15 protein-coding genes are annotated in these 19,526 nt (G+C 53.3%); 7 read left to right on the top strand and 8 right to left on the bottom strand.

Going from position 1 to position 19,526, the window contains the following annotated elements:
- Positions 1-478 precede the first annotated feature (478 nt).
- The 4 genes from AC6I8X_RS25460 (at position 479) to AC6I8X_RS25475 (ending at position 2,810) form a co-directional block, all read left to right on the top strand.
- Positions 479-1,603: an alkene reductase gene (locus tag AC6I8X_RS25460; protein WP_497841956.1), complete on the top strand. Its 1,125-nt coding sequence runs from the start codon at positions 479-481 to the stop codon at positions 1,601-1,603.
- Positions 1,604-1,755: 152 nt separating this feature from the next.
- Positions 1,756-1,935 carry a type II toxin-antitoxin system HicA family toxin gene (locus AC6I8X_RS25465; RefSeq protein ID WP_313688115.1) on the top strand — a complete coding sequence of 60 codons (180 nt, stop codon included), beginning with the start codon at positions 1,756-1,758 and terminating at the stop codon, positions 1,933-1,935.
- 26 nt (positions 1,936-1,961) lie between these two features.
- Complete coding sequence (locus AC6I8X_RS25470) at positions 1,962-2,372, top strand: type II toxin-antitoxin system HicB family antitoxin (RefSeq protein WP_313688117.1); 411 nt, start codon at positions 1,962-1,964, stop codon at positions 2,370-2,372.
- 129 nt (positions 2,373-2,501) lie between these two features.
- Positions 2,502-2,810, top strand: a complete 309-nt coding sequence (locus AC6I8X_RS25475; protein ID WP_084879675.1) for an ArsR/SmtB family transcription factor — start codon at positions 2,502-2,504, stop codon at positions 2,808-2,810.
- A 136-nt stretch (positions 2,811-2,946) separates the two neighbouring features.
- Here AC6I8X_RS25475 and aegA read toward each other — a convergent pair whose 3' ends face one another.
- Together aegA and AC6I8X_RS25485 are read right to left on the bottom strand one after the other, a co-directional pair.
- Positions 2,947-4,926, bottom strand: a complete 1,980-nt coding sequence (gene aegA, locus AC6I8X_RS25480; RefSeq protein WP_497841853.1) for a formate-dependent uric acid utilization protein AegA — start codon at positions 4,924-4,926, stop codon at positions 2,947-2,949.
- 121 nt (positions 4,927-5,047) lie between these two features.
- The gene (locus tag AC6I8X_RS25485; RefSeq protein WP_313688123.1) at positions 5,048-5,689 is read right to left on the bottom strand and encodes an HD domain-containing protein; all 642 of its coding nucleotides are present in this window, start codon (positions 5,687-5,689) and stop codon (positions 5,048-5,050) included.
- 115 nt (positions 5,690-5,804) lie between these two features.
- Here AC6I8X_RS25485 and AC6I8X_RS25490 point away from each other — a divergent pair, with 115 nt between their 5' ends.
- Positions 5,805-6,767 (top strand): GlxA family transcriptional regulator, encoded by a 963-nt coding sequence (locus AC6I8X_RS25490; RefSeq protein WP_497841854.1) that lies wholly within the window; start codon positions 5,805-5,807, stop codon positions 6,765-6,767.
- A gap of 2 nt (positions 6,768-6,769) precedes the next feature.
- Here AC6I8X_RS25490 and fhuB read toward each other — a convergent pair whose 3' ends face one another.
- From fhuB to AC6I8X_RS25505, 3 genes are read right to left on the bottom strand one after another with little or no spacing between them, the layout of a single operon-like run.
- Positions 6,770-8,764: a Fe(3+)-hydroxamate ABC transporter permease FhuB gene (gene fhuB / locus AC6I8X_RS25495; protein ID WP_497841855.1), complete on the bottom strand. Its 1,995-nt coding sequence runs from the start codon at positions 8,762-8,764 to the stop codon at positions 6,770-6,772.
- Positions 8,765-8,778: 14 nt separating this feature from the next.
- Positions 8,779-9,660 (bottom strand): ABC transporter substrate-binding protein, encoded by an 882-nt coding sequence (locus AC6I8X_RS25500; protein ID WP_497841856.1) that lies wholly within the window; start codon positions 9,658-9,660, stop codon positions 8,779-8,781.
- 50 nt (positions 9,661-9,710) lie between these two features.
- Complete coding sequence (locus tag AC6I8X_RS25505) at positions 9,711-11,885, bottom strand: TonB-dependent siderophore receptor (protein WP_497841857.1); 2,175 nt, start codon at positions 11,883-11,885, stop codon at positions 9,711-9,713.
- 179 nt (positions 11,886-12,064) lie between these two features.
- On the opposite strand from AC6I8X_RS25505, the gene AC6I8X_RS25510 reads away from it, so the two are divergent.
- A complete protein-coding gene (locus tag AC6I8X_RS25510) occupies positions 12,065-12,847 on the top strand; it encodes an AraC family transcriptional regulator (RefSeq protein ID WP_497841858.1) in 783 nt (260 codons plus the stop codon).
- A gap of 41 nt (positions 12,848-12,888) precedes the next feature.
- Here AC6I8X_RS25510 and ompC read toward each other — a convergent pair whose 3' ends face one another.
- Positions 12,889-14,022: a porin OmpC gene (gene ompC, locus AC6I8X_RS25515; protein ID WP_084879684.1), complete on the bottom strand. Its 1,134-nt coding sequence runs from the start codon at positions 14,020-14,022 to the stop codon at positions 12,889-12,891.
- Between the two features lie 265 nt (positions 14,023-14,287).
- On the opposite strand from ompC, the gene AC6I8X_RS25520 reads away from it, so the two are divergent.
- Complete coding sequence (locus AC6I8X_RS25520) at positions 14,288-15,007, top strand: SDR family NAD(P)-dependent oxidoreductase (RefSeq protein ID WP_497841859.1); 720 nt, start codon at positions 14,288-14,290, stop codon at positions 15,005-15,007.
- A gap of 182 nt (positions 15,008-15,189) precedes the next feature.
- Here AC6I8X_RS25520 and AC6I8X_RS25525 read toward each other — a convergent pair whose 3' ends face one another.
- Positions 15,190-18,339, bottom strand: coding sequence for an efflux RND transporter permease subunit (locus AC6I8X_RS25525; RefSeq protein WP_497841860.1), 3,150 nt, complete (start codon positions 18,337-18,339; stop codon positions 15,190-15,192).
- A complete protein-coding gene (locus AC6I8X_RS25530; protein ID WP_313687141.1) occupies positions 18,339-19,511 on the bottom strand; it encodes an efflux RND transporter periplasmic adaptor subunit in 1,173 nt (390 codons plus the stop codon). The genes AC6I8X_RS25525 and AC6I8X_RS25530 overlap by 1 nt, the downstream gene beginning before the upstream one ends.
- Positions 19,512-19,526 lie beyond the last annotated feature (15 nt).

The following is a 19,526-nucleotide window of genomic DNA, read 5'->3' on the forward strand; positions in this document are numbered from 1 at the left end:
TATTAATCTAAATTACCAATTTATGCGAAAAGATGCTTTAGGCTCGATATCATAAGACTTCCTGAGTCTGGCGGTCATCTTTCTATGTTATGCGGGTAGTTTTCTGAATAAAAACTGGTCAATCAGTGGTTGAAAAAATGTTAATTAAACAGAATGAAGTCTGTATAAATTTCACTTAATGTCGATAAATAATTTATCATAATGATAAGAGTCTCATCATGACATCAATCACAATCAGGTTTAATTGGATTAACGAATATCAGATAAATAACCCTATGGAAAACAAGGGCTAACATTTCCTTCTGATTCTTCAGCTAAATTTTGATATTGATAAATCTAGATATTGCGATTAGCATGCTTTTCACACCAGACACATAACTGCTCTGGAGCAGTGGATGATCAGCCAGGTATGTCATTCGAACTGCTCGGATTTTAATTACTCATTTATATTCAATAATATAGATATGTAGGTATCATGATGGATAACAACGCTCTCTTCACCACCACCCCTCTGGGTCCGTTTACCCTGAAAAACCGCATTGTATTGCCGCCTCTGACCCGCTCACGTAGTTCACAGCCGGGAAATATTCCCAATGAATTAATGGCGGAATACTACAGCCAGCGCAGCAGTGCGGGTTATATGGTCACTGAGGGAACGCAGATAGAGCCGCGTGGACAGGGCTATGCATGGACTCCGGGGATCCACAGTGCTGAGCAGGTTGCAGGCTGGAGCAAAGTCACCCGCGCGGTTCATGACCGTGGCGGCATCATTTTTGCCCAGTTGTGGCATGTAGGCCGGGTTTCGCATACGTCATTGCAGCCAGGGGAAGCCGCGCCCGTGGCTCCCTCCGCCATCCCTGCGGGTGATAACGTTAAAGTCTTTATTGAGACCGGGCCGGGTAGTGGCACGCTGGCACCGGCCTCTGTGCCGCGCGCGCTTGAAACCAGCGAAGTGAAAGACATTGTGAAGATGTACGCCAAAGCTGCGCAGAATGCACTGGATGCCGGTTTTGACGGCGTCGAGATTCATTGTGCTAACGGTTATCTGGTGAATCAGTTTATGTCCATCCACAGTAATCAGCGTGAAGACGAATATGGCGGCTCGCTGCAAAATCGTCTGCGTTTTCTGCGTGAAGTGGTGCAGGCGGTTGCCGATGTCGTCGGGAAAGATCGCGTGGGTGTGCGTTTTTCGCCGCTGTTCAACGACACAAAAGAAGAGCGTGTCTATCTGGGGCTGGTCGAGGACAACCCGCACGAAACCTATACTGAAGCAGTTAAAATCCTGCAGGAAATTGGCATCGCTTATCTTTCTCTCGCTGAAGCCGACTGGGATAACGCACCGGAGTTACCCGTCGCGTTTTACCAGCAAGTCCGCGATATCTTTGCTGGCACTATCATGTATGCGGGGCGTTATACCAAAGAACGCGCGGAACGCATCCTTAACGCTGGCTGGGGGGATATCTTTGGTTTTGGTCGCCCCTTCATTGCTAACCCTGATTTACCGGCGCGTTTAGCCAATGGCTGGCCGCTGAACGCTGTCGATGCTGCTACCATGTACGGTGGTACAGCGAAGGGTTATACCGACTATCCGCACTACGAATGATCTGCTGCTGATTCTTCCCCGCCATCCCTAAGGATGGCGGGGTTTTTATTGTGATATCGTGCGATAAAAATAACTCCAATAACCCTAAAACTGTTGTTGTGTGGAGTTATTGGAGTTATTATTTTTTTATCAGAACACAACAGGACAGAGGGATGGACAGCAGGAAGTTAATTGCAGAAATCAAGGATGATGGCTGGATTCTGATAAGGGTAAACGGTAGTCATCACCATTTTACCCACCCGACAAAACCGGGTCTGGTAACAATACCTCATCCCAAAAAAGATTTACCGGTTGGTACGGTAAAAAGCATCAGGAAACAAGCGGGGATCTAACCCCGCTTACTCGAAGAGGCTTAATTATGTTTTATCCCATTGCGATCGAGGCTGGCGACGACAAACACGCGTATGGCGTGACAGTTCCCGACTTACCGGGGTGCTTTTCCGCGGGTGATACCCTGGATGAAGCGATAGCAAATGCAAAAGAAGCGATAACCGGGCATATCGAATTATTAGTTGAGTTGGGGAAGGATATTCCCTCAGTGTCTAGTGTCGGAGCACTCGCTGGTCATCCTGATTATGCAGGTTACACATGGGCTGTAGTTGACGTGGATGTCACCCGTTTGCTGGGTGGCTCTGAGAAAATCAATGTTACGTTGCCTAAATCACTGATAGACCGGATTGATCGTTGTGTTGCTACGCACCCGGAGTTTAAAAGTCGTTCGGGCTTTCTGGCTCAGGCAGCTCTTGAGCATATCACCTCATCACGCTAATGCTGAAAATGCTCCCCTAAAAGTGGGGGGCATTTTACCACCGCTGCTTCAGCGCCGAAGAAGTGCATACCCCATCGGGATATTGTAATATCGTGATATATCGACGTGATAAGAGAACGAGTGCCGGGTATGTCTGAAATCAAATTAAATGATGTGCTAAAAGCGCTGAGCAATCCGGTTAGGATGGAAATCCTGCAGTGGCTCAAAGAACCCAAAAAGCATTTTGATCAGCCCTATGCGGATGCCGATGAGGTTGGCGTGTGTGTCAGCATCATTCAGGAGAAGGTGGGATTGTCGCAGTCCACGGTGTCACTCTATCTTGCAGCCCTGCAACGTGCGCAACTGGTCACCTCCCGCCGCATCGGCCCATGGACCTATTACAAACGTGATGAAGAGAAGATTGCCGAGTTTTTCCGTTTACTGGAAAAGCAGGTCTGACCGGATAGTCAGATGTCACTTTGTTCATGAATCCACACAGGGTGGTGAGGAATGGTACGAGATGATCATGGATCTCAGGTCTTAAAAAACACGGCCACTGCAGGAGAAATAACCCCCCGCAGTGGCGAGCAGAGCGTTAATGCTGATCCGCTGCTTTGATCCCCAGCCAGTCCATCATACCTTGTGCCGCATGGCGGCCTTCCGCCATTGCCGTCACCACCAGATCGGCCCCACGCACCGCATCACCCCCGGCGAAGATCTTCGGATTGGTAGTCTGATATCGATACGCGCTGTTGACACTGGCGGCGATACGTCCTCGGCTGTCCAGGCGCACGTTCTGGTCTGCCAGCCACGGCATGGCATGCGGATTGAAACCAAATGCCATAATCACGATATCGGCAGGCATCACAAACTCACTGCCTTCAATCGGCACCGGCCGACGGCGTCCCGTTGCATCCGGTTCGCCGGGTTGTGTACGTAACAGACGGATGCCACACACCTTGCCGCTGTCGTCCAGTTCCAGTTGCACTGGCTGCACATTAAATTCAAACGCTGCGCCCTCGTCGCGCGCGTTTTTCACCTCTTTACGCGAACCGGGCATGTTGGCTTCATCACGCCGATAAGCGCAGGTGACTTTGTTAGCACCGTGGCGCAACGCTGTGCGAACACAGTCCATCGCAGTATCGCCACCGCCCAGTACCACGATATTCAGACCTGCAGTATTGATAAACGGTTGCTCTGTACTCTCCGGCAGGCCCATCAGCTGTCGGGTATTGCCAATCAGAAAGGGCAACGCTTCACAGACACCGGGCGCATCCTCGTTGGGCAGGTCGGCCTTCATCGAGCGATAAGTCCCGACACCAAGAAATACCGCGTCATAGTCGTTAAGCACTTTATCCAGCGCGATATCTTTGCCAATTTCGCAGTTCAGCTCAAAACGGATGCCCATCGCACTGAAGATCTCTCGACGTCGCGCCAGCAGCGATTTATCCAGCTTGAAGGAGGGAATACCAAAGGTGAGCAGACCGCCGATTTCCGGGTGGCGATCGTAAACCGTCGCGCTGACACCATTACGTGCCAGCACATCGGCGCACGCCAGCCCGGCAGGTCCGGCACCGATAATGGCAATGCGTTTCTTCACCGGCTGCACTGCGCTGAGATCGGGCCGCCAGCCCTGTGCCAGTGCCTGATCAGAAATATAACGCTCAATATTGCCAATGGTTACCGCACCATAGTCGTCGCGTACCGTGCAGGCACCTTCACATAGCCGATCCTGCGGGCAAACACGGCCAGTGATCTCCGGCAGGCAGTTGGTCTGATGAGAAAGCTCCACGGCGGCGGCAATGTTGCCTTCTTTCACCTGCGTTACCCATTGCGGGATATGGTTATGCAGCGGGCAGGTCCATTCACAGATGCTGTGCTCGCCACAGGTCAGGCAGCGTTGCGCTTCGCGTAGCGCTTGATCGGCACGAAAGGGCAGATAGATTTCATCAAAGCCCGTTTTTCGTGCGGCCAGTGGCAATTTATCCGGTTCGCCACGCGGTGGGGTTTTACGCATTTGCTGCACTTTATGATCGTCAGGCACCGGCATTGCCGCTGCGACTTTATGCCATGGCTGTGCTTCCTGGCTGGCAGTGTGCAGGCGGCGCGCCTGCACCAGGTTTGTCAGCGTCGCGTCATTCACCAGGCGCAGTGCATCTGCCGGGCAATTTTGCGCACAGGCCGGGCCGTCCGGGCGCTCAAGGCAGAGATCACATTTGTGCGCGGTGGCTTTTACCTGTCCTGCCCCCAGCGGGTTGACCAGTACCTGCATGGTGCCGAAAGGGCAGGCAATGGCACAGGATTTACAGCCAATGCACCTTTGCTGATCAACTTGCACCGAATCACCCATGCGGCTGATGGCCCCCATCGGGCAACTGCGGGCGCAGGGTGCATCTTCACAGTGATGACAGGTGATGGCATTGCGCTGCTGCTGATGTTTAATCACCGTAATGCGCGGATGAAACTGCTCAGGGCTTAACACGTGTTGCTCATCGTTATGCGCCATCACGCAGGCGACTTCACAGGCACGACATCCTATACATTGCTGGCTATTCGCCAGCATAAACCGGTTCATTGATAACCTCCGTTTTAACGCACAAGTCCTTTCATTTTGTATGGTTATCAAATTTACCGGCTGAACATGAGACAGGCAATGTTCATTTGCCCAAACTTACAGCAGCGATGCTCGGGGACGCTCAGCTCCGCCAGCGCGACTGACGAATGACATTGCAGAAATTCATCGGTGTAAATTGCGCATCCTTGTCTTTCAGCACATCTGCCTTAACGTTACCAAATGTGGTTGCGGGCTTGTGTTTAATGCCATCGTAGAAGGCCTGGATAATATCCTCCTTAAAATCAGGCGTGCGAGGATGCTGCATAACCACCGCTTCCCGATCAGCATCGCTAAAGGTTTCGTAGCCCATTCCCAGCACATCCATTTCCACACCTGCGGTAACAAGGGCGATTTCTGGTGCCATAAACTCAGGAATGCCAGGGGTGGTATGCAGGGCGATGGCGGTCCAAACTTTGTCGATATCTTCCTGTTTCACACCATAACTTTGCATAAATTCACGCGCCGCATTGGCCCCATCGACTTCAAAACGCTTATCGCAGCTGCAATGTTCATGAGTCAGTCCGATGTCATGGAACATACACCCCACATACAGCAATTCATGGTCTACTTTGATATCCCGCTGCCTGCCCGCCAGTGCTGCCCAGTAAAAAACCCGGCTGGAGTGGTTAAACAGCAGGTCCGATTCTGTATCACGAATAAAGGTGGTGGTATCACGGGCCATTTGCGTATCGGGGATGCGGACCCCCTGAAGAGTGAAGCTCATGTTATTTCTCCGGTTGAGTGTCTGTCGCTCATTCTAAAAGAGAAACGGAATGTCTATAATAGTATTAGTTGGGCAATATCGGACATACAGACATAAACCGTCATGAGGAAAGAGGATGCTGCATCACGTCGTGATCCTGGCAGTGCCAGGCGTGCAATTGCTCGATGTTGCCGGGCCGCTGGATGTTTTTGCAGAAGCCAATCGTATCCTGCGCCGTGGAGTGTATAAAACCAGCGTCATGTCACTGGCCGGGGGGAGCGTTCAGTCTTCTTCCGGCGTCAGGATTGCAACGGATTGCGCACTGGCAACGTTTGCAACGCCAGCGGGATTAACCTTTCTGGTGGCGGGTGCGCCCGATATTCACGATCACGTATTGGATGATGGACAGATTGCCGACATAACCCAGCTGTGTGGTCAGAGTCACCGGTATGGCTCGGTTTGCACTGGTGCGCTGTTGCTGGCGCAAACCGGTTTGCTGGATGCACGGCAGGTCACCACGCACTGGTCGGTGGCGAAAGAACTGTCACTGCGTTATCCCGCGACCCGGGTTGATGCCGATGCCCTCTATATCGCCGATGGCCCGGTGCGTACCGCGGCAGGCGTGACATCGGGCATGGATCTGGCGCTGCGTTTTGTCGAGGAAGATGTCGGGCGGGAAGTTGCGCAGGAGGTAGCGGCCAACCTGGTGATGTTTTTTCGCCGGCCCGCAGGTCAGGGCCATTTTATCCGTAAACAGCAGACTTCCCTCGCTGGCCGTTCTGCGTTACAGGATTTACAGCGCTGGGCGTTGACCCATCTTGATGAAGTCAAAAATGCGACGCATCTGGCGCAGCACCTCAATCTGAGCCCCCGCCATGTAAATCGCCTGTTTAATCAGGAGATGGGTCTGGGAACCGCAGAATGGCTGGAGGGGGCGAGGATTGCCCGCGCCCAGGAACTTCTTTGTGCCGAGACCCCGATGAAATCCATCGCTTCCTTGTGCGGCTACAGCAGCAGTGATGTGATGCGCAGAGCCTTTATCAAGGTGACCGGTCTGACACCCACGGTCTATCGAAAGATCTACGGTGCGAAAAAATAAGGTCAGGCTGCCCTGCGGCCCCGCAGCATAATAATCACCAGATAGATCCCTCCAGTCAGGGACGCAATCGCCCCGGTAGCGATTTCCCTGGGAAACAGCATCCAGCGACCAATCCAGTCGGCAGCCAGCATCAGCAACGCGCCAAAAGAGGCGGAGGTGAGAAGAAAGGGCAGCGGTTTATCCGCTCCCTGCATTCTGGCCATATGCGGCGCAACCAGACCGATAAAGGATAAAGGCCCAACGATCATCGTCGCCATGGCAGTGGCTGACGCACTGAGCAGCCATAACACCAGGCGTGCAAAGCGAATGTTGATGCCCAGCCCGTAAGCAACCTGAGTGCCCAACGGCAATATCACCAGCCAGCGTTGAATCAGTGGCAGGATAGCAACCAGAGCGATAGCCGCGAGGAGCACAATTTCAGCCTGATGCGGTCTGACGCTATAAGTGGAACCGATTAACAGACTAAACAACTGCATGACGCGCAGGTCACCACTCGCCATCACCACGGTCGATACCGCTTGCAGGATAAGCGTCAGTGATACACCTGCCAGCAGCAGCGTCTCCGGGGCATAGTGCGAACGGCGGCCGAGCAGCAGCAACAGCAGTAGCACCGCGCCGCAACCCAGGGCACAGCCAATCACGATATTGCCCGTATTGGCTGGCGAGAGAAAAAGGGTGGCAATGATCCCCAGCGCGCCACCGGCGGTGATCCCCAGCAGGTCCGGGCTGGCCATCGTGTTTCCTGACAGGTTCTGGATGGTACCACCGGCAATCGCCAGCAATACTCCGACGGAAATGGCGGCGGTGAGCTGTATCAGGCGCAGCGAGACCCGGGAGGTGGAATGCCAGGGAAATTCAAGTTGCCAGCCATGTAACCCTTTCCCCAGCACCAGGAAGACCAGACTCAGCACCAGCAGGCATACCAGATTAGAAGTCAGCAGCGCCAGGGGGGACTTTTTCTTCTCTGCGGGCACCGTCATAGCGGGGAGCACACGAGTTTCACGCGGTATCACAGACGTTTTAGCGCGTGACAGATAACCCAGTATCACTGGCGCGCCAAGTAAAGTCGTGACCGCACCTACCGGGATCATCAGCCCTGACAGCCCGGACAGGCGACGTGCCAGCTCATCGGCTAACCACAGAAGGACCATGCCAAGCACTGATGCCCACAACAGGCGATCCCGTAATCGACGGGCACCGGCAAGACGCGCGAGATGCGGTGCGCCGAGACCGACAAAACCGATGATGCCCACAGAGCTGACAATCAGCGCAGTGATCAGCAACACCGAACCCATCGTCGCCGCCAGCAGCCATGGCACAGAAATGCCCAGGTTCTTTGCCTGAACGTCTCCGGTTCCATAGATGCCCATTGGCCGGGCAAACAGCAGACAAAACCCAATACAAGGCAGCAGGTGCAGGAAGAGTTGCGTGGTACTGCGCCAGTCATACTGTGCCAGAGAGCCACCACCCCATAGCGCCATAAAACTTAATTGCCGGAAGTACAGAATCGCCAGTATGACCCCGACCGCGCTGCAACACAGGTTCAGTATCATTCCTGCCAGAATCAGGGAGACCCCCGAGGTGCGCTGACGCAAAGCAATCAGCATGACAAAACACAGCGCCAGCCCGCCCCCGGCAAAAGCAATCCATTCTCTTCCGACGATGAAGAGGGCCGGGAAGAATACCGTCACTAACGACAGGACCAGATAAGACCCTGAGGCGATGCCCAGCGTCATGGGTTCCGCAAGTGGATTACGCAACATCTGCTGGCTGACCACGCCGGAAAAAGCCAGCCCGGCCCCGCAGATACCGGCCATTGCCAGGCGTGGCAGATCGTTATAAAGAAAAATAAGCCCCCCGATGCTATCGGGCCTGGGGGTTACAAGGGCGGCGTACCATAACGATAACGGCAGATAGTGGGACACTCTGAGCCAGAAAAGCGCAGCGGCCAGCGCGCAGATCATAAAGATGATGAAAATAGCGACAGGGCGCTTCATGAATTTACCCAGGATCATGGTGGTCCGGCATGGCTGCTGGCCGCCGAGGTAATGGCGCAGGCCAGTGCGTCAGTGAACGCTATTGCCGACATCACGCCGCCATTGGCCGGTGCGGGTGGAATAAAAAGATGGTGGCCGGGCTGCCGAAAAGGCAGCGCCTGCCATACCGGGTTATTTTGCAACATCAGCCTGACGGAGAGGGGCATCGGCGAAAAGGCGATCAACAAAGCTTCAGGTTCAGCGTAAAGCGCATCATAGCCGGTGGTGGCGAAACCAGAGACGGCGGTGGGTGCGTGGCAAGCGTTAGTCACCCCAAGCCTGGCAAGCAAATCACCGTACAAGCTGCCGGCACCCGCCAGGCGGACGAAGGCTTCATCAATAAATTGTACAATGAACACTTTTCGTTGTGCCGCCCCCGGCAGCATCGCGAGGCGTTTGCGGGCGGTTTCGAACAGGTGCTGCGCCCTGAAAATCACTGCCTGTGCAATTGCCACCCGGTTGAAAAAATGACCCAAAGTCATCAATGCCGCACTGGCTTGATCAAAGGAGTATCGTCCATAGGAATCGGCTTCACCCACGTTAAGAATGGGTGCGATGCGCTGCAACAGCGGAGCGATGACGCCATGAGCCGGTGTGATAATGATCAGTTCCGGGCGTAATAACGTCAGCAGCTCCAGATTAGGCTGATAAATCAACCCAACGTCAGCCACCGCCGCAGGTAATGTCACGGCGTGAAAAGTCTGTCGGAATCCATCGGGATTGGCTACCGCAATAGGGGTGATCCCTAGTAGCAACAGGGATTCTGTCAGCATCCAGTCGAGAACGACAATTCGCCTCCCGCTGGGAGGCACCTCAGCAGCACTTCCCTGTGCCAGCGTGAATTGCAGCCCGAGCAAGGCAGACAGCCGTAGAAAATTACGTCGGCCGACTGATGCGCATCCGGAACTTACCATTGGTATTTGATACCCGCCAGGACCATGCGGCCCGCACCCCAGTAGCAATAAGACTGACCGGTACAGCTGGCAATATAGTGTCGGTCAAACAGATTGCTGGCGTTCAGTGACGCCATCCACCCTTCCAGTGAAGAACTGAGCTGGCCCAAATCATAACGTAGTGCGGTGTCCACTAAAGTTGCAGAGGAGGTTTTGAAGGTGTTGTTAGTATCACCGTAAGAACCACCGATATAACGTACACCCGCCCCGAACTGCCAGCCCGCCAGTGCTCCGGAATACTGGGTGTAATCCGCCCACAGCGAGCCGGTATTATGTGGAATCCCCACCGGGGCTTTACCTTGTGCGGTGTTGCTGTTTGTATTGGTGATGTCGGTGTAGGTATAGCTACCGATTAACTGTAAGTGGTCTGTCAGGCTGGCGTGTGCCTCGGCTTCTACTCCCCGGGATCTGACTTCACCGGTCAATACGCTAAAACCTGAGTGTTCGGGATCGCTGGTCTGGACATCGGTTTTATTTATCTGGAACAAAGAAAGCGTAATGAAGCTGTTGCTGTGCTTCGGCTGGAACTTGACGCCAGCCTCATATTGTTCGCCTTTCGACGGTGTAAACGCCTTACCTTCATAATCCGTTCCCAACTGAGGCTGGAAAGACTGTGAGTAGCTGATGTAAGGGGCGATACCATTAGCAAACTGATAAACCGCACCGGTACGCCAGGTAAACGCGCGGGCCGACTGATACTGTGTCTCCTGCGTTTTAAAGGAATGCGTACTGTTGTTGGTCCAGTCTTCCCTCATGCCTAATAAAAACGACCAGTTACCGACATCAATCTGGTCCTGTCCGTAAGCACCGAGTTGCTCCAGCGTCGCCTCTGTGGAGGTGGCGTACATGAAATTGGGGGTAGGGATCGTCTGCCCATATTGCGGGTTACTGATGCTCAGCGACGGTGCGGCTGCGCTGTAAAACCAGTGGCTGAAGCGGATGTGCTGATAATCTACGCCAAACGTTGCCTTGTGAGACACCGCACCGGTGGTGAATGTTGCCAGCGCCTGATTATCGAGCGTATGCGCGTCAACATCGCCATAGTTGAGATAGGCGGTGCGATTCAGGGTTTTCCCATCAGCATTAAATCCGTCATTCCCGACATACTGTAATTTCTGGCTGTTGCGCAGGAAGCGATAGCTTTGTTTCACTGACCAGACATCATTAAATCGGTGAGTTAACTCTTCACCAATCGCACCTTGCGTCTTGCGGAAGCTGTCGAAGCTGGGATCGCCAGGGTTCAGGCTGCGTGGCACTTTGATGTCCCCATTAATGGGGACAGAATTGTAATATCCGGCATCCGGGTCGGTCTGATAATTACCGTATAGCGTGAAATGCGTGTCGTCGTTAATTTGCCAGGCGAGGCTGGGCGCGATGGAAAAGCGGCGTTCCTTAACAAAATCAGTCTGGCTGCTGGTATTAAAGCCGTCTGCTGCGATGCGGTAGAGCACAGTCTGGTCATTATTCAGCGCGCCACCAACATCAACAAAGCCCTGAGCACGACCATAACTGCCCGTTTGTACGCCTGCCTCATTCAGCTGATTTTTCTGCGGTAACTTGCTGACCATATTCACCACGCCGCCCGGCGATCCCTGCCCATAAAGGACGGACGCGGGACCGTGTAATACTTCGATACGCTCAAACATATAGGGATCGAAGCTGGTCACGTTATAGCCGAAGCCACCGGACGGGCCGGGGGTATACAGGCCATTCCAGAGTTCGTCGATTAAAAAACCTCTGGCATAGAGATATTCCAGTGAATCCGTATTCGCCCCGCGCTGTTCCGACGCAATACCGGAGGTGTAACGCAGCGCCTGGGCAACACTCTGGACATTCTGAAGAGACATCTGATCCCGTGTGACGACGGAGATCGCCTGGGGCGTTTTAATCAATGGCGTGTCAGTTTTCGTTCCGGCCGTGCTTTGATGAGCAACATAACCGTACACCGGTCCGTTACCGGTTTCTTTAAAGTCCTGTGCATTAACCTCCATGACGTTTTGATCCGCCTGGGTGGTTTGTTGCTGCGTAGCGTGAGCCACCACCGGAAGTAATAAAGTGATTAACAGTGGATATTTCCCTGATGCAGGTGAAATGACGCAGGTAGCCCCATAAATTTCCGAAGATTTCATTTCATCAATTCCGATTCAAACGAAGATGTCGCTATGTTGTTTGCGTATGCAAACAAGAATGAAAATCATTTTTATTTTCATATTGAATCATATCAGATGGGCTGCTAGGGTGTATTGCCAATAAGTTTTGCAAAACAGACATGTTTTGGCGGAATTTGCCGTCAATAAGCGGAGATAGTGTGGAAGAGACATGGCATTACTTTTCGCAGGGACAATATCAGCAGCAGTCCCGTCCGGTGATCGCTAATACCTATGAATACCGGAACGGCGATCGGCAGGCGTGGCATTCTCACGAGCAATTACAGTTTATTTTCACCACCCGTGGCGTACTCAGCGTGATCACCAGCCAGGGCTCCTGGACGCTGGGACCGAATCGCGGATTATTATTGTTACCCCGTACCGGTCATGAACTGTATGCATCCGGTGAAGCCCTGATGCACAGTATTTATATTGAACCCGATGTATGGCGTCATGAAAGAAAAGAATGCTGTGTTTTGCTGGTTTCTTCCCTTCTGCGTGAACTGGTGCTGGAAATGGTGAAAGAGCGCCGACAGGAAACTTATATTCTCTCCGAAATGATTGTGCCGTTGTTGCTAAGAGGATTACACGAGGCACAGGAACTGCAGCAGGGTTGTTTGCCTCTTCCCGAAGATCGACGACTCCAGAAAATCTGTAAGGCGCTGATGCAGGCACCGTCAAATAATGAATCACTGGAAATATGGGGTGATCGCATCGGCACCAGCGACAGAACGCTGAGTCGGCTGTTTATCAAACAGACCGGTTATACCTTTGGCCAATGGCGACAACAGTTACGGCTGGTGGAATCCATGACCCGGCTGGCGCAGGGGATGTCGGTTGCCACCATAGCGACGGAACTCGGCTATCGAAGTTCCAGCTCTTTCATCACCATGTTCAGAAAGGCGATGGGGGAAACACCGCAAAATTACTTCAAAAAGGGATGATCAGGGAAAATACGGGCGAGGATCTCCTCGCCCGATAATCATCAGAACTGATACACCATGCCCACAGCGACAACATCACTGGTGCTGATGCCAGCAGATTGAGAGAACTCGCTGCTATCCATCAGGTTGATCTGGTAGTCGACATACGCATTCATGTTTTTATTGAAGTTGTAGGTCGCACCGATATCAACAAATTTCACCAGATCCTGGTTGCCATAGGTATTGCCATCAGCAGAGGCACCCAGATGTTTGCCGCGAGTCTGGTTATAACCAATGAACGGTACTAAACCGAAATCAAAGGTATAGCCCGCATAGGCTTCAAACAGATCGGACTGGTTCGCGTAACCATAGGCGCTGTCGTCTGAAGACGCAGAACCAAAGCGGGATGCGTTATAGGCGCGGGCATACATCACGGCCAGATAAACATTGTTGGCATCGTATTTAATCGCGCCAGTATAGGCTTCGGCTTTCGAGCCATGACCCATGATGCCGCTGGTCAGGCTGTTCTGCTCGTTGGTACGGTCGCCGCTCATGAATGCGCCAGCAATGCTGAAGCCTGCGCCGATGTCATACGATGCTGACATACCAAAGGTATCGCCATTCTGGCGCAGCACATCACGTACACCCGGCTCACCGCCGCCATCATTTTTACCCTGATACTGCAGGGCAAAATGCAGGCCATCTACGAGGCCAAAGAAATTATCATTACGGTAAGTCGCCAGACCATTACCACGGTGGAACAGGAACTGGTCTGAGTTATAGGTCAGGCCATCGAACTCAGGCTGCATATCGGTATAACTGAATGCGTCATACATGATGCCGGAATTACGACCGTAATCGAATGAACCATAATTACCGTATTTCAGACCTGCGTAACCAATACGGGTATACATTTGATTGGTCTGATTTTCAGTCTGATTCAGGTTCCATTGCGCCTGCCATTGACCATAACCAGTGAGCTGGTCGCTAATCTGGGTTTCGCCTCTGAATCCGAAACGCATATAGGATTGGTCACCGTTAACACTTTTATCATTACTGATATAGTTCTCACCAACCACCATGCCGTTGATGTCTAACTTGTTACCATCTTTGTTATATACTTCAGCAGAATGTGCTGCGCTTGCAACAATAAACCCTGCGATAGCTAAAGAAAGCTTTCTAATAGGCGTTTTCATTTTATTCCTCGTATAAACCACTGCTTGTTTTTGTATGAGCGCGGGAAAAGTTACCCGGCGATAAATTTTCTAACATTGAAAGCATTTTTAGTAAATCTGCTAATACAAATAAGGCACAATCGGGTAAATGATAAAATTAATACTGAGAAAAGCCAAAAAGAGCACAATTTCATAAATAGTTCGCCTGCTAACTTATGGTATTTGATAACGCAGGCTTACAAAACGCTATTCAAAACTTTACAAAAGTTAAATATAGAAAAAACTTATGAACTGGATCTTAACCGGTGTTGAAGCCGGAACGGGAAAAGAGGTTGCCAGGCAGTTGCTCCATAAAGGGCATCATGTTACGGCTATTGTCAAAAATTATTTAAATGTTACAGACTTAACCTCTTTATATCCTGATAATTTCATGGCTGAGGAAATGTGCAGTTACGAAAATGCAAATATAATCAGTTGCTTAAAGGTTGTCTTTGGACGTGGGTCTGAAGTGGATGGGGTGATATTATGCGATGGTCATAATGTAGTTCAGTCCACCGAAGAGATGACTTCACTGGATGTTAATTATGCACTTATTTCAGGAATCAATGAGCCTATCCTGTTAGTTCGTGCATTAATCCCATTTTTCAGAAAACGAAAAAAAGGGCAGATTATTCTAATTTCAGCACCAATTGATAAAAAAATGCCGGGTGGTGTTGCAATTAGTTATGCGATTAAAAAAGGATTAAGAGCATTTATTGAGTCAATAACGGATGAAATTTCCTCGTATGGTATCAGGACGCAGGTTATTAACGTCAGATCTGGCGATGAATTATCCGGTTTTGAACTTATGCGTCCGGTGAACACAATACCTTTAAGTGATAATTGCAAGCCGGATAGCCTGATGAGTAAAACCGTGGCAGAGGATGACTCACACCGATTGCTCACTCAGAAAATTAGCGACGGGATTAAAACGAAATATATGACTGAAAGATGTTCATTGCGCTGATGTCCTGTCCGTAATTGAGTAAAATAAAACTTCCCCCGCCTGTGATTCCTTTAGCTTCCGCTCAGTCAGATATCTCACGTTTCTTTCCTGTGCATATATCGTAATCAATCAGCCATCGTAAGGATAAAAAAACCAGCCGGAACAACCGGCTGGTTTGATGGTGCTAGCGGGTGAAAAGCAGGCTAGCGGGCGATGTATTCGTCCTCCTCATCGTCCTCATCATGCGCCTTACCACCAAAGCGGTTGCGCACCACGACAAAGAACACCGGTACGAAGTAGATTGCCAGCAGCGTCGCCGCTACCATGCCACCGATCACCCCGGTGCCCACCGCGTTCTGTGCGCCGGAACCGGCACCGGAACTGAGCGCCAGTGGCAGGACGCCGAGGATAAACGCCAGTGATGTCATCAGGATCGGACGCAGACGCATACGGGCTGCCTCCAGGGTGGCTTCCACCACGCCTTTACCTTCTATCTCGATCTGGTCTTTGGCGAATTCCACAATCAGGATGGCGTTCTTCGCTGACAGACCAATGGTCGTCAGCAGGCCAACCACAAAGTAAACGTCGTTATTCAGACCACGCAGCATGGTGGCAACCAGCGCACCAAATACGCCGAGCGGCACCACCAGCATCACCGAGAACGGGATCGACCAGCTTTCATACAGCGCAGCCAGGCACAGGAACACCACGATCAGCGAGATAGCATACAGCGCCGGGGCCTGCTGGCCGCTCATCCGTTCCTGGTACGACATCCCGGTCCAGTCATAGCCGATGCCGGGTGGTAGCTGCTTCGCCAGCTGTTCCATCAGCGCCATCGCCTCACCGGAGCTTTTACCCGGTGATGGCTGGCCGAGAATTTCGACCGACGACAGGCCGTTGTAGCGTTCCAGACGCGGTGAACCGAACACCCATTCCGCGCTGGCAAAGCTGGCGAAAGGCACCATTTTGCCGTTGCTGGCGCGCACGTACCAGTTGTCCAGGTCCTTCGGCATCATGCGGTAAGGCGCATCACTCATCACGTAAACGCGTTTCACCCTGCCCTGGTCAATAAAGTCGTTGACATAGCTGCCGCCCCAGGCGCTGCTCAGGGTGGTGTTGATGTCGGTAAGATCCACGCCCAACGCGGTGGCTTTTTCCTGATCAATATTGACCTTATACTGCGGGCTGTCTTCCATGCCGTTCGGACGCACCGCCGTCAGCACGTCAGGATGCTGACGCGCCAGTTCCAGCAGTTTGTTACGCGCGGCGGTCAGCTGCTCATGGCCGAGGCCGCCCTGATCGATCAGCTCAAAGTCGAAGCCGGTGGCGTTACCCAATGCAATGATTGGCGGCAGGTTAAAAGCCACCACGTTACCGTCCATGATTTTACTGAACGATTTCATTGCACGGCTGACGATACCATCAACCGAGTTCTCGCTACCGTCACGTTCTGACCAGTCTTTCAGGCCGACAAAGAGGATGCCCACGTTCTGACCGCGTCCGGCAAAGCCGAAGCCGTTGATCGACAGCACGTTCTCAACGTTCTTTTTCTCGTTGGTCAGATAGTAATCGCTCACCTGGTCCAGCACAGCCTGGGTACGTTCCTGAGTTGCGCCAGCCGGCAGGATCGCCTGCGTGGCCAGCACGCCCTGGTCTTCCGACGGCAGGAACGAGGTGGGCAGACGCATAAACAGCACCGCCATACCTGCCACCAGCACGCCGTAAATCAGCAGAAAGCGACCACTGCGATTCAGCATGCGCGCAACGGAATTGGTGTAGTGATGGGCGCTCTGATCGAACTTGCGGTTAAACCAGCCGAACAAGCCACGATGCTGACCGTGGGTACCCGGTTTTACCGGTTTCAGGATGGTCACGCACAGGGCCGGCGTCAGGATCAGCGCCACCAGCACGGACAACGCCATCGCCGACACGATGGTAATGGAAAACTGACGATAGATAACGCCGGTACTGCCACCGAAGAAAGCCATAGGCACAAATACCGCCGACAGCACCAGCGCGATGCCGACCAGCGCCCCCTGGATCTGCCCCATCGATTTTCGCGTAGCGGCTTTCGGTTTCAGCCCTTCCTCGGCCATCACACGTTCGACGTTCTCCACCACCACGATGGCATCATCCACCAGCAGGCCTATCGCCAGCACCATGCCGAACATGGTCAGGGTGTTGATCGAGTAACCAAAGGCGCTAAGGATGCCAAACGTGCCGAGCAGCACCACCGGCACCGCAATGGTCGGGATCAGCGTGGCGCGGAAGCTCTGCAGGAACATGTACATCACCAGGAACACCAGCACGATCGCTTCGAACAGCGTTTTCACCACTTCGTGGATCGAGATGCTGATAAACGGCGTGGTGTCGTAGGGATAAACCACCTTCAGGCCCGGCGGGAAAAAGGGCTTCAGATCATTGATTTTGGCGCGAATGGCATTGGCGGTATCCAGCGCGTTAGCGCCTGCAGCCAGCTGAATGCCGAGTGCGGAAGCCGGTTTGCCGTTAATTTTCACCACAAAGTTGTAGTTCTCACCGCCACGCTGGATGCGGGCCACGTCATGCAGGCGCACCTGGGAGCCATCGCTGTTCACCTTCAGCAGAATGTTGCCGAACTGTTCCGGTGAGGTGAGGCGGGTCTGGGCAATGATCGAGGCGTTAAGCTGCTGCCCCTTCACCGGTGGCGCACCGCCGAGCTGGCCAGCGGCGATCTGCGCATTCTGGGATCTGATCATGCTCATTACATCGACCGGGGTCAGCTGGTAGTTATCCAGCTTGTTGGGGTCGAGCCAGATACGCATCGCGTACTGGGAACCGAACAGGGTGGTGTCGCCGACGCCGTTGATACGGCTGAGGGGGTCCTGCAGATGGGAGGCCACATAGTCCGCGATATCTTCCATGCTCATGTGGCCGGATTCATCGACGAAGCCCGGCACCAGGAAGAACACGCTGGAGGATTTACGCACCGAGATGCCCTGCTGCTGAACTTCCTGCGGCAGACGCGGGGTGGCGAGCTGCAGCTTGTTCTGCACCTGCACCTGGGCGATATCCGGGTCCGTGCCGTTCTCAAACGACAGCGTGAGCTGCAGCGTGCCGGAGGAGTCGCTGTTGGAGGACATGTACATCAGGCCGTCCAGGCCACTCATGTTCTGTTCGATCACCTGCGCCACGGTATTCTGCAGCGTGGTGGCGTCTGCGCCGGGGTAGGTGGCGCGGATTTGCACCGAGGTGGGGGCGACGTCAGGGTACTGCGCCACCGGCAGCTTGAGGATCGAAATCCCCCCGGCCAGCATGACGATAATCGCCAGCACCCAGGCAAAAATGGGCCGGTCAATAAAGAATCTGGACATCAGTCAGCGGTTCCTGTGGACGAAGAGGAGGAAGCGTTTGCAGCAACAGGTTTAACGGTCATGCCTGGCTGAGCCCGCTGGATACCGGACACAATCACGCGCTCCCCGGCCTGCAGACCGCCATTCACACGCCATTTATCGCCTTCCGCCTGCGAGACGCTGATGGTGCGGACTTCCACTTTGTTATCATTACCGACCACCAGCGTGGTGGCTTCACCGCGCGGGGTACGCGTAACGGCCTGCTGCGGGATCAGCAATGCCTGCGGATCGGTGCCTTCATCAAGACGTGCGCGGACGAACATGCCGGGCAGCAGGGTATGATCCGGGTTGGGCACAATGGCGCGCAGGGTGATAGAGCCGGTGGTCTGATCGACGGTGACGTCAGAAAAAGCCAGCGTCCCGGTGCGGGGGTAGACGGCACCATCACCCATAATCACGCTGACGACCGCTTTGCCCGCGTTCTGACGCAACTTGCCGGAGGCCAGTTCCTGTTGCAGGCGCAGGAAATCGCCGCTCGACTGCGTCACATCGACATACATCGGATCAAGCTGCTGAACCGTTGCCAGTGCATCGGTTTGCGCATTCTGCACCAGTGCACCTTCGGTCACCGACGAGCGCCCAATACGTCCGCTGATCGGCGAGGTAATGGTGCTCCATGCCAGATTGATACGGGCGGTTTCCTGTGCGGCAGTGGCTGCCTCTACCGCCGCACGCGTCTGGGCGGCAGTGGCCTCGGCCTGATCGTAATCCTGGCGGCTGATGTAATTCGTACCGGTTAGCGAGCGGTAGCGGTTGAGTGTGACCTGAGCAATACGCGCATTGGCTTCGGCCTGTGATACGGCGGCTTTGGCATTGTTAAAGCTGGCACGAAACGGTGCGGGGTCGATTTGATACAGCGTCTGACCTGCCACCACATCGCTGCCTTCGGTGAAAGCACGTTTTAAAATGATGCCAGAAACCTGCGGACGAACTTCGGCCACGCGGAATGCCGAAGTACGCCCCGGTAATTCAGTTGAAACGGCTAAAGACTGGGTATTGAGTGTGAGGACCTGCACTTCTGGCGCTTCCTGCGCCTGAGCCGTTTTCCCTGAGGAGTCATCACATCCTGTTAAACTTAAAATGGTGAAAGCGCATAGCAAAGCCAGAGGCTTAAGTGCCACATTATTGGGCATTGTTATAGTCTCCCG

Source organism: Pantoea sp. X-Soil-TKNS-1280 (assembly GCF_059730475.1).